Here is a 14,737-nt window from a genome sequence, read left to right on the forward strand (position 1 = left end):
TCAAGCCCTGGCGTCCGGCAACGGCTGCGGGCGCTGGATCTCCTGCTCCACCCAGTGCAGCAGTTGTTTGATGGCCCGCGACAGCACCTGGTTCTGGCGCACCACGTACCCTAAGCTAGTGCCGGGAAAGTCGGTGAGCCGGGTCACCGGGGCAGTCAGCTTGAGCCGCGGGTGAATGGAGAAGTCCGGCACTATGGCCACCCCGAAACCCGCCTCGGCCCAGTCGAGCTGGGCATCCACGCTGCCCACCTCCATGATGCGGCAGCTGGGCAGACCGAGCAGCGGCAAAGAGGGGTCAATGAGCGCCCGGGTGCGGGTGTCATGCCCCAGCAGGATCAGGGTCGGCTCGTCGAGGGGATCGCTCTCCCCCGCCTTCGCCCGCGCCTGCCAGCGGGCGAGACCGTGGCCCAGCGCGCACCAGGTCACCTGCTGCAGCTCGGTGTAGAACAGCGGCTCGCTGCGCTTTTGCGCCATCACGAAGCCCAGATCCGCCTTGCCCGCCTTGACCAGCTCCGCCGCCTGATCCGAGGTGGTATTGAACAGGGTGAGATCGATGCCGGGAAACTCCTGTTTGAAGCGCTGAAAGGGCTGAATGAGCAGCAGGCGCGAGATGATGTCGCTGGCGGCGATGGCCAGCGTCCCCTGACTCAGCTGGTTGAGGGCGTTGAGGTCGGACTGGCAGAGCTGCAGCTCGGCGATGGCGCGCTCGGCGCTTTGCAGCAGCCGCTCGCCGGCCTGGGTCAGCCGAAACGGGCTGCGCTCGATGAGTTTGACCCGGGTGGCCTGCTCCAGATTCTTGAGGTGCAGGCTCACATTGGGCTGGGTCATGTGCAGTTCGGTAGCGGTCTGGCCGAAGTGCTGCAGCCGGGCCAGGGTGACGAAGGTGTGCAGCCAGTGAATATCCAGCATGGGGATCCTCTTGTGCCGCCACGGCCGCACGGGCCCCTGACAGGGATGCCGGCATGGCAGCGGGGCGGTTTGCCGATAAATTCACCGTAATTATATGACTCTCTTATCGGAATTATAAAGATAATTAATTTTTCTAATCCTCCTGAGCCTCCTAGGATGATCGCCTAACGTCTTAGGAGAAAGAGTCATGTCGTCTATCGTAGTCGTAGGTGCCAACTGGGGTGATGAAGGCAAAGGCCGCATCGTGGATTATCTGGCAGGCCAAGCAGGCGCCAGCATTCGCTTCCAGGGCGGCAACAACGCCGGCCATACCGTCGTCAACGACCTTGGCACCTTCAAGCTGCACCAGGTTCCGAGCGGTGTGTTCAACCCGGATTGCCTGGTCGTGCTCGGCCCTGGCATGGTGATCAGCCCCGAGAAACTGACCGTCGAGCTGGACGAAGTGAAAGCCTCCGGCGTCACTCCCAAGCTGGCCATCTCTGATCGCGCCACCCTCTGCCTGCCGCTGCACGCCATGGAAGATACCCTGGAAGAGCAGCGCCTGGGCGACGGCGCCTACGGTTCCACCCGTCAGGGCATCGCTCCCGCCTATGGCGATCGCGTCATGAAGAAAGCGATCCTGGTGGGCTGGCTGAAACAGCCGGAAGTACTGGTCGAGCGCATTCAATTCTTCCTCGACTGGAAACTGCCGCAGCTCAAAGCGCTCTACCCGACCTTCGAATTCAACCAGACCGCCCAGGAGATGGCCGACTGGCTGCTGGAAGTGTCCGCCCCCTGGATCGACTCCGTCTGCAACGTCAGCATGCCGCTCAAAGCGCTGCAGGCCGAAGGTAAGACCCTGCTGTTCGAAGCCCAGCTGGGCGCCGGCCGTGACCTGATCTACGGCGAATACCCCTGGGTGACCTCCTCCCACGTTTCCGGCGCCTATGCCGGCATCGGTGGCGGCCTGCCGGGTCTGCGTCCCGAGCGCATCATCGCTGTCGCCAAGGCGTTCAGCACCTCCGTCGGTACCGGCACCCTGCTGACCGCCATGGAGAACCAGGACGAGTTCCGCAAGATCGCCAACGAGTTCGGCGCCACCACCGGTCGTCCCCGTGACGTCGGCTACTTCGACGCCGTTGCCACCAAGAACGGTGTCGAGCTGCAGGCTGCCAACGAAGTGGCGCTGACCAAGCTGGACTGCCTGACCGGTCTGCCGGATCTGAAGATCTGCGTCGCCTACGAAGGTGCCCACACCGAGAACCCGATCTGGCCGCAAACTGCCGGTCTGAAGCCGGTTTACGAAGTGATGGAAAGCTGGAGCGAAGACATCACCGGCTGCCGTACCTTCGCCGAGCTGCCCAAAGCGGCTCAGCAGTACGTACTGCGCATCGAAGAGCTGCTGGGCGTACCGGTGCCGATGGTCTCCGTCGGCCCGGGCCGTGACGAGATGATCCTGCGCTAAGTCGCGTAATCAGCTGTCAGCACAGTAAAAAACCGGCATCCATGATGCCGGTTTTTTTATGCCCGGACGCGCCACCACTCTTTCGCAGCGCTCACCATCAATCAACACAACGACTCATGTCATGGCAGTAAGCAGGTCACTTTGAGCGGTTTGGTCACTCACCTTCTCCCCCTCTTCGCTAGACTGATCCCATCATCCACCGAGGAGCCTCACCATGAAGATTGCCAAGCGTACCACCCTGCTCTCCCTGCTGTGCGTGGCGGCCCTGCCCGCCAGTGCCATGACCCTAAAGAGCAGCGACATCCACGAAGGCCAGCTGATGGACAAGGCCTTCAGCTTCAACGGCTTTGGCTGCAGCGGCGACAACCGCTCGCCCCAGCTGAGCTGGCAGGATCTGCCGGCCGGCACCAAGAGCGTCGCCATCACCGCCTATGACCCCGACGCCCCCACCGGCAGCGGCTGGTGGCACTGGCTGGTGGTGAACCTGCCGGCCAGTCAGAGCGAGCTACCGAGCAACGCCTCCGGCAAGCTCAAGCAGGGGCTGGAGCTTAAGACCGACTTTGGCAGCCAGGGTTACGGCGGCCCCTGCCCGCCCGCCGGCCACGGCATGCACCGCTACCAGTTCACCGCCTGGGCCCTGCCCCAGCCCCTGGAGGTGAAGGCAGACACCCCGCCCGCCATGGTAGGCTACATGCTCAACAGCATGGCCCTTGGCAAGGCCACCCTGACCGCCACCTTCGTCACCCCCTAGGAGCCAGCCGGATGAGCACGCCACTGCTGCAACTGCACCACTATCTCGGGATCCGCCAGCAGCCGCTGCACCGGGTGCTCATCTATGCCCCCACCATCATCTGGGTGGAGCAGGGTCACAAGCAGTTGTGGTGGCAGGAGAAGCGTCTGGCGTTCGATCAGGCGAGCTGGCTGCTGATCCCGGCCGGTCACCAGCTCACCTTCGTCAACCAGCCGGAGCAGGGCAAGTTTCGCTCCCGCGCGCTGACCCTGCTGACCCCGCCCCCCGTCGAATGGCTCAGCGCCGCCCAGGCCGGCCCGCTCAGAGAGCCGCGCCTGACGGTCAGTCCGGCACTGGCCTTCTGTTTCGAGCTGGTCTGCTCCATGGCGGATCGGCGGCTCAATGAGGCCACCCAGGCCCAACTGCTGCAGGGTTTTTATGCCGAGCTGCAGGCCGCTGGCGGGCTCGATCTGCTGTTTCCCGCCCACACCATGACCCTCGGCGAGCGGCTGGCCCGCTACCTCGGGGTGGAGCCGGGCGCCGATCACACCCTGGAGGGGGTCGCACCGCACTTCGCCATGAGCCGTGCCTCCATGGCGCGCAAGCTGGCCGCCGAGGGACGCAGCTTTCGCCAGCTGCTGACTCAGGTGCGCATGAGCCACGCCCTCACCTTGCTGCAGCAGGGTCTGGCGCCGCTGGAGACGGCCCTCGCCTGTGGCTACGACTCCCCCAGCCGCTTTGCCGCCCGCTTCAAGCAGGAGTTCGGCCTGACCCCCTATCAATACCTGCGTACCTGCCCCTCCTCCCTCTCGCTGACTGCCGCCAGACAAGTAAAAAGTTACTAAATATCGAATTATGTAACCTCGTGTAACCGGGTGATCCGGCTCACACCAGCCCCTCCTGCACTGTGACGCAGCGCCAATAATCCCGTCAAAATCACCCTATAATGGCTCTCGCAAACGCTTTCACTAAAATAAACACTAAAAAACACCTTCCTTAACCTACAAAAACTGTCATTGGAGCGAGAGATGTTTCGTAAAAGTTTACTATCCGTCACCCTGAGCGTTGCCCTGTTCGGCCTCACAGCCTGCAACGGCAATGACTCCAGCAGCCCGGCCGCCCCCAGCGCCACCCTGGCGAACCAGTATCAGAACGTGATCGACCGCAGCGGCACCCCGCTCCAGTTCCGTGACTTTGACAGCTACTCCAACCTCAAATACAACCCGCTGCTCGATCTCGGCGCCTGGCACGGCTTCCTGCTGCCCGCCAGCGACAGCGAATGGGGTGGCTTTACCGGCCCCATGGTCATCGCCGAGGAGTACAGCCTGTTCTTCGCCAGCGAATTGGACAAGCTGACCCTGAGCGACGAGAGCGGCCGCGCCTTCCCACTCACCAGCGCCAACAAGCAGGCGCTGTACGCCATCCCGGGGGCGCTGGTGCAGCGCTTCGAATTTGACCCCTTCACCCTAGAGCTGGAGCTGCGCTACGGCGATGCCCGCACTGCACTGGTTCGTACCCGTCTCATCAACCACACTGACACCCCCCTCACCCTCAAGCTCAACTGGCAGGGGGAGCTGCTCAACCAGTGGGATGCCAACAAGACGGTCGCCGAGCAGTACCCCGCCTGGACCCGCACCATCAGCCAGACCGAGCGCGGCGTGGCATTCCAGTTCGGCAAACTGCGCAGCACCTGGAACATCATGCAAAGCGGCAGCGCCAGCTACCGCATCGATCGCACCCTGCCCAGTCGCACCACCCTCGACGAGCAGGGGCTCGGCTACGTGAGCGAGGCCAGCCTCACCCTGGCCGCCAAGGGCCAGCAGGATATCTACACCCTGCAGAGCTATGTCCACAGCCGTGCTGACGCCGACCGCTTCGAGCAGAGCCGCCAGGCGCTGCTGGCCGACCCCGCCAGCCATTTCGGCGACTCCATCCGCCGCTGGGAGGATTACCTGGCGCGCGGCCTCTCCAATCAGGGGATCCCGGAATCGGAACGGCGCATCGCGGTCAAGGCGATGGAGACCCTCAACGGCAACTGGCGCTCACCGGCCGGTGCCATCCTGCACGACGGAGTGACCCCCTCCAACACCGCCCGCTGGTTCGACGGGGTCTGGGCCTGGGACAGCTGGAAGCACGCCTACGCCATGGCCCACTTCAACCCCGAGGTAGCCAAGAACAACGTGCGCGCCATGTATGACTACCAGATCCAGGCCGATGACCCGGTCCGGCCACAGGATGCCGGCATGGTGATCGACGCCGTCTTCTACAACAAGCTCGCCGATCGCGGTGGCGACGGCGGCAACTGGAACGAGCGCGACACCAAGCCGCCTCTCTCCGCCTGGGCCATCTGGGAGATCTACAGCGCCACCCAGGACAAGGCCTTCATCGCCGAGATGTATCCGAAGATCCAGGCCTATCACGACTGGTGGTATCGGGCGCGGGACAACAACCGCAACGGCATCATCGAATATGGCGCCACCCGCCACGTCGAGCACAACGACGAGTTCGGCAACATCACCTTCAAGGTGCAATACCCGACGGGAGCACCGGTCGGGCTGGATCTGTCGAGCTGTACCGATGAGGGAGATGGCTGGTATGGCTGCGCCGGCATGGCGCTCTATCAGCAGATATTGAGCGTTGGCGGCTACGCCGACATGGATATCGGCGCCCAGCACGGCGCCGGCTGGGAGTCCGGCATGGACAACGCCGCCCGCTTCGGCTTTATCGAGCCGGATCAGCTCAAGCGCTATGCCGACAAGACCTATGGCGGCGACATGGCCAAGGCGCGCCAGGACTGGAACGTCTTCTTCTTCGAAAACCATCAGGACGACGGCAGCCTCATCGGCTTCTCCATCGATCAGGAGTCGGTGGAGCTCAACGCCTTCCTCGCCAAGGAGAAACGCATCCTGGCCGACATGGCCGAACTGCTCGGCAAGCCGGACGAGGCGAGCCGCTATCGCGAAGGGGCAACCCAGCTGGCCGGCTATATCAACAGCTGCCTGTTCGATGAGGCCTCCGGCTTCTATTACGACCGCCAGATAGCCCAGGGGGATCTGCCCGACGCCAACGGCTGCGTCGGCAAGCTGTTGACCGCCCGCGGCCGTGGCCCGGAAGGGTGGAGCCCGCTCTGGGCCGAGGTGGCGGACAAGGAGAAGGCGGCGCGGGTACGCGAGGTGATGCTCAATGCCCAGGAGTTCAACACCAAGGTGCCGCTCGGCACGGCGGCACTGACCAACCCGGCCTACGACCCCGACATCTACTGGCGCGGCCGGGTCTGGCTGGATCAGTTCTACTTCGGGGTGAAGGGGCTGGAGAACTACGGCTATCGCAGCGATGCCCAACAGCTCGTCAACAAGCTGTTTGCCAACGCCGAGGGGCTGGCGGGCAGCGGCCCCATCCGCGAAAACTACAACCCGGAGACCGGCGCCATGCAGGGGGCCAGCAACTTCAGCTGGAGCTCGGCCCACCTCTACATGCTCTATCGCAACTTCCTGAAAACCGAGGGTTGATCCCTCTTTGCAGGAATGAGCAAACAAAAAGGCCTCCGCAAGGGAGGCCTTTCTTATGGCGGCGCCGGTGGTGGCGACTTACTTGACGGTCACCCGGGCAAACTTGCGCTTGCCGACCTGGTAGACGGCGGTGCCAGCACCGATGAGTGCCTTGCCATCGTCCAGCTTCTCGCCATCAACCTTCACCGCGCCCTGCTTGATCATCCGCAGCGCTTCGGAGGTGGTGGCCACCAGATCGGCGTCTTTGAGCAGGTTGGCAATGGCCAGACCTTCGCCTTCCAAAGCCAGCTCGACTTCCGGCATTTCGTCCGGAATGGCGTTCTTGGAGAAGCGCTGGGTGAAATCTTCGTGGGCCGCTTCGGCCGCCGCCTCGTCGTGATAACGGGCGATGATCTCTTTGGCCAGCCAGATCTTCACGTCGCGCGGGTTGAGGGTGCCGGCAGCGATACCTGCCTTGAACTCTTCGATTTCAGCCAGCGGACGGAAGGAGAGCAGTTCGTAGTAGTTCCACATCAGATCGTCGGTGATGGACATGATCTTGCCGAACATCTCGCCCGGGGCATCGTGCACGCCGATGTAGTTGGCAGCGGACTTGGACATTTTCTTGACGCCGTCCAGGCCCACCAAGAGCGGCATCATCAGCACGCACTGGGTCGCCATGCCGGCATCTTTTTGCAGCTCGCGGCCCATCAGCAGGTTGAACTTCTGATCGGTACCGCCGAGCTCGACGTCCGCCTTCAGCGCGACCGAGTCATAGCCTTGCAGCAGCGGATAGAGAAATTCGTGAATGGCGATGGACTGGCCGTTGCTGTAGCGCTTTTTGAAGTCGTCGCGCTCCATCATGCGGGCCACGGTCTGCTTGGCCGCCAGCTTGATCATGCCGGTCGCGCCCAGCTCGCTCAGCCAGGTCGAGTTGTACTCGATGCGGGTCTTGGCGGGATCGAGGATCTTGAACGCCTGCTCGGCATAGGTGAGGGCGTTGTGCTTGATGGCCTCTTCGGAGAGCGGCGGACGGGTGGCGTTCTTGCCGGAGGGGTCACCCACCATGGCGGTGAAGTCACCGATCAGCAGGATCACTTCATGGCCCAGATCCTGGAAGGTCTTCAGCTTGTTGAGGATCACGGTATGACCCAGATGAATGTCGGGAGCCGTCGGGTCCATCCCCAACTTGATGCGCAGCGGGCGCCCTTCCTTCAATTTGGCGACCAGTTCTTCTTCCACCAGAATTTCTTCCGCTCCGCGCTTGATCTCGGCTAGCGCCACCTCGAGCTGGGACATTTTTTGACTCTCCAATCACGATTCCACAGGGCCAGACATATTACTGGAATGGCGGGCCAATTGGAAAGGCGGTAAACTCCGACATTCTTCCCGGCTCAACTTCGTCTGCTTCTCATGGTCATTTGGCACGCCTTCAACTCTCTCCCTCACTGGCACCGAAAAATGGTGCTGATCCTGAGCATCATGGTGATGATGCTGGCGGCCTGGCCCAGCGAACAGGCGGTCGCTACCCGGGTCGATGACAACGGCAACGAGCTGGCCATGGAGCAGCAGGTCGACGAGGAGGCGCTGCTGGCCGAAGCCAAGCCCGTCGCCCCGCCCAAGCCGAGCTACATCACCAAACAGGTGAAGGTACGCAGCGGCGACAACATGGGGGTCATCTTCCAGCGCCTCGGCCTCAGCACCACGGATCTGCACCTCATCGACCAGCTCGAGGGCACGGATACCCTGCGCCTGCTCAAGCCAGGCCAGGAGCTCACCTTCAAGCTCACCAAGGACGGCGAGCTGCACAGCCTCTACTACCCCCACAGCCTGGAGCAGGCGCTCAAGGTGAGCCGCAAGGCCGACAGCTTCGTGGCCAGACCGGTCAAGCTCGAACTCGACACCCGCGAACAGGTGGCCAAGGGCGAGATCCGCTCCAGCTTCTGGGGCGCCGCCGTCGACGCCGGCATGACCGAGGATCAGATCATGGATCTCGCCGCCATCTTCGGCTGGGACATCGACTTCGCCCAGGACTTGCAGCCGGGCGACAGCTTCCGGGTGGTCTACGAAGAGAAGTATCAGGATGACGAGCGGGTTGCCTCCGGCGACATCCTGGCCGCCGAGTTCGTCAACCAGGGTGCCACCTATCGCGCCGTGCTGAACGAGGACGGCAACTACTACACCCCGGATGGCAAGGCGATGCGCAAGAGCTTCCTGCGCGCGCCGGTCAACTTCAAATACATCAGCTCCAACTTCAATCCGCGCCGGCTGCACCCGGTCACCGGCAAGGTGCGCCCCCACAACGGCATCGACTACGTGGCGCCGGTGGGGACCCCCATCATGGCGGCGGGCGGCGGCAGCGTGGTGGCCGCCGGCTACAACCAGTTCAACGGCAACTACGTCTTCATCAAGCACGCTGGCAACTACGTGACCAAGTACCTGCACCTCTCCAAGCGCACCGTCAACAAGGGGCAGCGAGTCAAGCAGGGCCAGACCATCGGCCTGCTCGGCGGCACCGGCCGGGTCACCGGCCCACATCTGCACTATGAGTTCGTGGTGGGCGGCGTGCACAAGAACCCGCGTACCCTCAACCTCCCCCAGGCGGAGTCTCTCAGCGGACGGGCGCTGGCCAACTTCAAGGCGCAGGCCATGCCCCAGCTGGCCAAGCTGGACAGCCCGGAGCTGCAGCTGGCCCAGAACAAGCGGGCCAACGGCGGCAGCTGAGCCACCATGCCAGAGACCCACAAGGAGCAGTCATGAGCGAGCGTTATATAGGCTTGATGTCCGGCACCAGAATACGGCATGGGATCGAGGCCGCTCCCTCTCTCACGTACTTTTTCCCGACCTGCAAGTAAGGAAGCCCCATGACTGAACGCTATATAGGCTTGATGTCCGGTACCAGAATACGGCATGGGATCGAGGCCGCTCCCTCTCTCACGTACGTTTTCCCGCGCTGCAAGTAAGGAAGCCCCATGACTGAACGCTATATAGGCTTGATGTCCGGTACCAGCATGGATGGTATCGACGCCGTGCTGGTGCTGATCGAGGGGGATGAACTGCGGGTCGAGGCGGCTCTCAGCCACCCTTGGCCCACCGCGCACGAGCTGCACGCCCTCTGCACCCCGGGCGACAACGAGATCGACCGCATGGGGGTGGCCGACAACCTGGTCGCCCGCGAGTTTGCCGCCGCCACCCACGCCCTGCTGGCCAAAGCGGGGCTGACTCCCAAAGATATTCGCGCCCTCGGCAGCCACGGCCAGACCATCCGCCACCGCCCCCAGCTCGGCTTTACCCTGCAGATCGGCAACGCGGCCCTGCTGGCGGCGCTGACCGGCATCGATGTGGTGGCCGACTTTCGCACCATGGACATGGCCCTCGGCGGCCAGGGGGCGCCGCTGGTGCCCGCCTTCCATCAGGCCTTCTTTGCCCACTCCGGCGCCCTGCGGGTGGTGCTGAACCTCGGCGGCATCGCCAATATTTCGGTGCTGCCGGGCCAGGCGGACGGCGTCTATGGCTTTGATACCGGCCCGGCCAACACCCTGCTCGACGGCTGGTATCGCCGTCATCACCCCAAGGGAGCCGGCTACGATGCCGGCGGCCAGTGGGCGGCCAGCGGCCAGCTTATCCCTGCACTGCTGGAGCAGTTGCTGGCTCACCCCTACTTTACCGCCCCCCACCCCAAGAGCACCGGGCGGGAGATGTTCACCCTCGACTGGCTCGATGGCGAGCTGGCCGGCCACTCCCATGCCCCGGCGGATGTGCAACGCACCCTGCAGGCGCTCACCTGCCACAGCATCGCCCGCCAGCTGCCCGTACTGGCTGATGCGCAGAGCCGGCCCGAGCTGTATGTCTGCGGCGGCGGCGCCCACAACGCCCCGCTGCTGGCGGAACTGGTCAGCCTGCTGCCCGGCTGGCGCATCGCCAACACGGCCGAGCTGGGGATCGCCCCCGACTGGATGGAGGGCGCGGCGTTTGCCTGGCTGGCGCAGCGCTTTATTCACCGTCAACCCGGCAACCTGCCGGCTGTCACCGGTGCCAGCCGCCCGGCGATACTGGGTGCCCTTTATCCTGCCTGAGTCAGGCCTGCCCCAAGGCGCTCCCTGAACAAGGAGGGCAACCTGCCCTCCCATACGCCGGTGCCAGCCGCCCCACCGTGCTGGGTGCCCTCTATCCCGCCTGAGCCAGACCTGGTCCAGACCCAATAAAGCAGGGCCGTCACGCGACGGCCCTGCTTTATTTCCTGCCTGATTTCCTGCCTGATTTCCTGCCTGATTTCCTGCCTGATCTGCCAGTTCCTCTTGCGAGGGGCGTGACGCTATTGGCGGCTCACCGCCTCCAGCAGGGTAGTGGCGGCCAGCTTGCCGAGCGGATTGCCGGCCAGCGGGCTGTCACCGGTCAGCAGATTGCGATCCCGGCACACCTCCCCCGAAATGCCGCTGTTGACGATCTCAAACCCCATCCCCTTGAGCCGCTCGCCAAACTTCCAGGTGAGCCGACCCGGCATGTAGCCGATCGCCGGCGTCTGCTCATCCAGCGCATCGGGGAAGGCGCAGATCCGGTAGCCGGCGAAGGTGTGCGGATTGGCTACCGCCAGCAAGGCCGCCGGCCCGTGGCAGAGGGTGATGATGAAACGCTCGTGGGCCATCGCCCACTCCAGCAGCGCCTTGACCTCGGCGCTCTCGGGCAGTCCCAGCAGGGCGCCGTGCCCGCCGGGAATGAACACACCGAGGTAGTCCGAGTCGGGGGCCTGCACCTGGGCCAGCAGATCCGCCAGTTTGGCGGGCTGGCGGAACTGCCCCTGGTATTTGCCATAGAGCCCCACCACCGCCTCATCCTCCGTCGGCATGGCCCACCACTCGAACTTGACCGGATTGCCCGACAGGGTGGCCACTTCAAAGGCAAAGCCCGCCTTGTCGAGGTGATACATGGGCAGCAGAGTTTCCACCGGATGGTTGCCGGTAGAGAACAGGGTGCCGTTGTCGGTGGGCAGATAGCGCTCATCGGCCCCGATCAGCAGGATCTTCCAGCGGCCACCGCGATAGGGGGCGGGATAGTCGGCCCCCGCCAGATCCGACTTGCGCGAAGTGAACTGGCTCAATGAATAGGGGGAAGGGAAAAAGGCATTCTGCTCTGCCGGATCCGGGGTCGGTTGCTTGTCGTCAATCAGCTTCTCGGTCATGGGACTCTCTCCATCATGGGTTGACTCGCTCTCACAGTATTGGCTGCCAGGGGCCGGGTAAATGCGCAGCGCCCTTCCCTCTGACAGGGCGCTGACGCACGACGCCCGCGCACTAAGGCCATGTTCGCAGCGCTGAAAATATATGGCATATGCCGGGTGGCGTCCTGCCCGCCTGGTTGCCGCATCCGGCAGTGAACAGCGCCCCTCATTTCCATCCGCTCCTGCCACCCCAGCTTATTACCATGCAGATGGGCTGAATGTTATTTCAATGGCTCTCTTGCGGCTCACTTCAGGCATATTTTTGGCCTTATGAAAAGCCCTTCACCAGGCCGAAAAATAAATAGCTATGCAAAACCGGGATAATATCCTGCAAGTTGGTCAGAATCATTAACCTGGGATTTACAGCTGGTAACCTGAATCGACGCCAATAAAGGTGCCATCAGCCGTCTGCATGGCAAAAAGTGGGAGCCCCATCACCTTTACTGGCCATTCTGGTCATGCATTGAATAGCAAAGTGAATATATTTCACTCTGTTGAGCCACCTCATAGAAACCGGATCCCGGTTTGCATCCGCTGGCGAACGCCCCCTAGAATCCTCCCGTCTGAATCATCAAGCCGATTTATTTCTCCCTTATCCGTTTGCACGCGCCGGCGGCACCGGCACAAGGCTTTACACAGTGATGACCATGGTCCCCTGCCCCCGTCGCCCTGCGGCGGGAACGGGCAACTGTTGCCGCCATCATGGGTATCGCCCTGCGTGGCACATTGGCCAGGGAAGAGCAACGCGGCCTGACCCTACATCAAAAACGAAAAAGGAGTATCGCCATGAGTGGTACCATCATCAAGTCAGCCAGAAATACCGCCAATGCACCGCAGGATCTGAGCCCCAGCACCCAGAGCGTGGCGTTCTCCCACTACAACAATATCTCCGCCCAGCTGCCGGTCGACCCGAAAACGGGCGCGCTGGTCGCAGGGGATATCAAGGCGCAGGCCAGACAGTGCCTCACCAATATCAAGGCCATCGTCGAGAGCATCGATCATGTGATGGATGACGTGGTCAAAATCACGGTGTTTCTCAAAGAGATTGCCGATCTCGACGCGGTCAACGCCGTCTATCGCGAGTTCTTCCCGCGCCTGCTGCCGACCCGTACCGTGCTGGCGGTGGCCGGTCTGCCGCTCGGCGCCGCCGTGCAGATGGACGCGCTCATCTCCAACGGTGAAGGCACCTTCCCGCAGGCTCCCTGCCCCTTGCTGAAGCTCTCCCGCAACAGCGACAAGGCGCCGCAGGATCCGCTCTCGACCCATACCGTCGCCTTCTCCCACTACAACAATATCGGTGCCCAGCTGCCGGTCGATGCCGCATCGGGCCAGCTGGTCGCCGGTGGCATCCAGCAGCAGGCGGAGCAGTGCCTGCGCAACATCAAGCACGTGCTGGAGAGCATCGATGTGCCGTTTGACGATATCGTCAAGGTCACCGTCTATCTGACCAGCCTGGCCGATCTGGACGCCGTCAACGAGGTCTACACCACCTTCTTCCCGGACTCCGCCATTGCCCGCGCCGTCGCCTACCTGCCGGCGCGCAGCGTGATCGTGGCCTCCGCCCTGCCGCAGGGCGCCCGGGTGCAGATGGATGCGGTCATCTCCCACGGTGACGGCACCCCGCCACAGCTGGTGGAAGACAGACACAATCTGGTGATCAGCGCCCGCAATACCGACAAGGCGCCGAGAAGCCCGCTGCACACCCAGACCGTCGCCTTCTCCCACTACAACCACATCGCCGGCCAGCTGCCGGTTTGTAATGACCCACTGAAATCCTGCTCAGGTCATAATGAGTGGAGATCACAGACATGAGCATCACGATGGACGAAGAAATCAAACGTTGGACGGCCAAGCGCAAGTCCGCCTTGGTCATGGAAATCATTCAGGGCAAGACCACCGTCGCCGAAGCGGCTCGAGCCTTTGATTTGCCGCCCTCCGAGATTGAAGAATGGGTAGATGACGCCAAACGGGGCATGGAAAACGCCTTACGGGCCAAGCCACTGGATATTCGCGAGCAGTACGAGAAGCAGCTCAAGGAACTCCAGGAAGCTTATGGCGAGGCCATGCTGGAGTTACGCGCCAGAAAAAAGCTGGCCTCCCTGCTGGGCGAGGACGACAGATAGTCGCCGATGTTCAGCAGGGATTACGCGCAGAAGGTATTGATGTCTCCGTCAGCAAGCTCTGCCGCTGGTTTGGCCTGCCGCGTCGTAGTTGGTACTACCGCAGCGTCAAGGCCGCGCCCAAGCTTCAGGAGCATCTGGTCACCCCGATCAAAAACATGATTGAGGAGAACCCATCGTTCGGTTACCGGACGGTTGCAGCCCTGTTGGGGTTCAACAAGAACACGGTACAGCGCATCTTCCAGCTCAAGGGCTGGCAAGTTCGCAAGCGTCCGGTTGGGTTTCGCCCCCGGATCCAGGCCCTGCCTTCGGTGGCCTCAGCGCCCAACCAACGCTGGGCGACGGACCTATGCCGGATCTGGGCTGGTCGCGATGGCTGGTGTTCCTTGGCGCTGGTGATTGATTGCCATACCCGTGAACTACTGGGATGGCATCTCTCGCGCAGTGGTAAATCGAAAACGGCCGAGGCAGCGCTGGAGCAAGCCTTAATTGCTCGCTTCGGCAGCTTGGGACGAGTTGCATCGCCGTTTTTGTTACGTAGCGACAATGGGTTGGTGTTTACCAGCCGCAACTACACAGCACTGGTGAAGAGCTATGGGTTGCAGCAGGAGTTCATCACGCCGTACACGCCGGAACAAAACGGCATGGTCGAGCGGGTGATCAGAACGCTCAAGGAGCAGTGTGCCCATCGGCAGAGGTTCGAGACCTTGCAGCATGCCAGTCGGGTGATTGGCGACTGGATCCAGTTTTACAACCAGAAGCGTCCTCACCAGGCGCTAAAGATGAAAACACCGGCGCAGGCCTATGCCGAAGCCGCTTAGTTGTGCA

At 62.7% G+C, this 14,737-nt stretch carries 11 protein-coding genes and 1 pseudogene; 9 read left to right on the top strand and 3 right to left on the bottom strand.

What is annotated here, in order from left to right; genetic code table 11:
* A complete protein-coding gene (locus ACPW75_RS13670; RefSeq protein ID WP_011706900.1) occupies positions 1–909 on the bottom strand; it encodes a LysR family transcriptional regulator in 909 nt (302 codons plus the stop codon).
* A gap of 187 nt (positions 910–1,096) precedes the next feature.
* Here ACPW75_RS13670 and ACPW75_RS13675 point away from each other — a divergent pair, with 187 nt between their 5' ends.
* The 4 genes from ACPW75_RS13675 to ygjK all read left to right on the top strand — a co-directional run bounded on the left by ACPW75_RS13675 (position 1,097) and on the right by ygjK (position 6,592).
* A complete protein-coding gene (locus ACPW75_RS13675) occupies positions 1,097–2,353 on the top strand; it encodes an adenylosuccinate synthetase (protein ID WP_029304166.1) in 1,257 nt (418 codons plus the stop codon).
* 214 nt (positions 2,354–2,567) lie between these two features.
* Positions 2,568–3,104: a YbhB/YbcL family Raf kinase inhibitor-like protein gene (locus ACPW75_RS13680; protein ID WP_024944127.1), complete on the top strand. Its 537-nt coding sequence runs from the start codon at positions 2,568–2,570 to the stop codon at positions 3,102–3,104.
* An 11-nt stretch (positions 3,105–3,115) separates the two neighbouring features.
* A complete protein-coding gene (locus tag ACPW75_RS13685; RefSeq protein WP_252410850.1) occupies positions 3,116–3,928 on the top strand; it encodes a helix-turn-helix transcriptional regulator in 813 nt (270 codons plus the stop codon).
* A gap of 183 nt (positions 3,929–4,111) precedes the next feature.
* Complete coding sequence (gene ygjK / locus ACPW75_RS13690; protein ID WP_252410851.1) at positions 4,112–6,592, top strand: alpha-glucosidase; 2,481 nt, start codon at positions 4,112–4,114, stop codon at positions 6,590–6,592.
* 78 nt (positions 6,593–6,670) lie between these two features.
* On the opposite strand, the gene tyrS is transcribed toward ygjK, so the two are convergent.
* Entirely contained in the window at positions 6,671–7,870 is a 1,200-nt protein-coding gene (gene tyrS, locus ACPW75_RS13695) for a tyrosine--tRNA ligase (protein ID WP_005303305.1), read from the bottom strand.
* 114 nt (positions 7,871–7,984) lie between these two features.
* Here tyrS and ACPW75_RS13700 point away from each other — a divergent pair, with 114 nt between their 5' ends.
* Together ACPW75_RS13700 and ACPW75_RS13705 are read left to right on the top strand one after the other, a co-directional pair.
* The gene (locus ACPW75_RS13700; protein ID WP_077096079.1) at positions 7,985–9,295 is read left to right on the top strand and encodes a peptidoglycan DD-metalloendopeptidase family protein; all 1,311 of its coding nucleotides are present in this window, start codon (positions 7,985–7,987) and stop codon (positions 9,293–9,295) included.
* 248 nt (positions 9,296–9,543) lie between these two features.
* The gene (locus tag ACPW75_RS13705) at positions 9,544–10,647 is read left to right on the top strand and encodes an anhydro-N-acetylmuramic acid kinase (protein WP_077096078.1); all 1,104 of its coding nucleotides are present in this window, start codon (positions 9,544–9,546) and stop codon (positions 10,645–10,647) included.
* Positions 10,648–10,886: 239 nt separating this feature from the next.
* On the opposite strand, the gene hchA is transcribed toward ACPW75_RS13705, so the two are convergent.
* Positions 10,887–11,750, bottom strand: coding sequence for a glyoxalase III HchA (gene hchA / locus ACPW75_RS13710; RefSeq protein WP_077096077.1), 864 nt, complete (start codon positions 11,748–11,750; stop codon positions 10,887–10,889).
* 825 nt (positions 11,751–12,575) lie between these two features.
* Here hchA and ACPW75_RS13715 point away from each other — a divergent pair.
* The 3 genes and pseudogenes from ACPW75_RS13715 to ACPW75_RS13725 form a co-directional block, all read left to right on the top strand.
* Positions 12,576–13,544, top strand: a pseudogene (locus ACPW75_RS13715) (RidA family protein); the annotation flags it as partial.
* A gap of 53 nt (positions 13,545–13,597) precedes the next feature.
* Entirely contained in the window at positions 13,598–13,912 is a 315-nt protein-coding gene (locus ACPW75_RS13720) for a transposase (RefSeq protein WP_039026396.1), read from the top strand.
* A gap of 35 nt (positions 13,913–13,947) precedes the next feature.
* On the top strand, positions 13,948–14,730 hold the full coding sequence (locus ACPW75_RS13725) for an IS3 family transposase (RefSeq protein ID WP_223936907.1): 783 nt from the start codon (positions 13,948–13,950) through the stop codon (positions 14,728–14,730).
* Positions 14,731–14,737: the final 7 nt, after the last annotated feature.

This window comes from Aeromonas sp. FL131, assembly GCF_049860615.1.
Lineage (GTDB): Bacteria > Pseudomonadota > Gammaproteobacteria > Enterobacterales > Aeromonadaceae > Aeromonas > Aeromonas hydrophila.

Coding starts and splice junctions, on each gene's coding strand:
- ACPW75_RS13670 (WP_011706900.1), bottom strand. CDS start 909: ATGCTGGATATTCACTGGCTGCACACCTTCGTCACCCTGGCCCGGCTG.
- ACPW75_RS13675 (WP_029304166.1), top strand. CDS start 1,097: ATGTCGTCTATCGTAGTCGTAGGTGCCAACTGGGGTGATGAAGGCAAA.
- ACPW75_RS13680 (WP_024944127.1), top strand. CDS start 2,568: ATGAAGATTGCCAAGCGTACCACCCTGCTCTCCCTGCTGTGCGTGGCG.
- ACPW75_RS13685 (WP_252410850.1), top strand. CDS start 3,116: ATGAGCACGCCACTGCTGCAACTGCACCACTATCTCGGGATCCGCCAG.
- ygjK (WP_252410851.1), top strand. CDS start 4,112: ATGTTTCGTAAAAGTTTACTATCCGTCACCCTGAGCGTTGCCCTGTTC.
- tyrS (WP_005303305.1), bottom strand. CDS start 7,870: ATGTCCCAGCTCGAGGTGGCGCTAGCCGAGATCAAGCGCGGAGCGGAA.
- ACPW75_RS13700 (WP_077096079.1), top strand. CDS start 7,985: ATGGTCATTTGGCACGCCTTCAACTCTCTCCCTCACTGGCACCGAAAA.
- ACPW75_RS13705 (WP_077096078.1), top strand. CDS start 9,544: ATGACTGAACGCTATATAGGCTTGATGTCCGGTACCAGCATGGATGGT.
- hchA (WP_077096077.1), bottom strand. CDS start 11,750: ATGACCGAGAAGCTGATTGACGACAAGCAACCGACCCCGGATCCGGCA.
- ACPW75_RS13720 (WP_039026396.1), top strand. CDS start 13,598: ATGAGCATCACGATGGACGAAGAAATCAAACGTTGGACGGCCAAGCGC.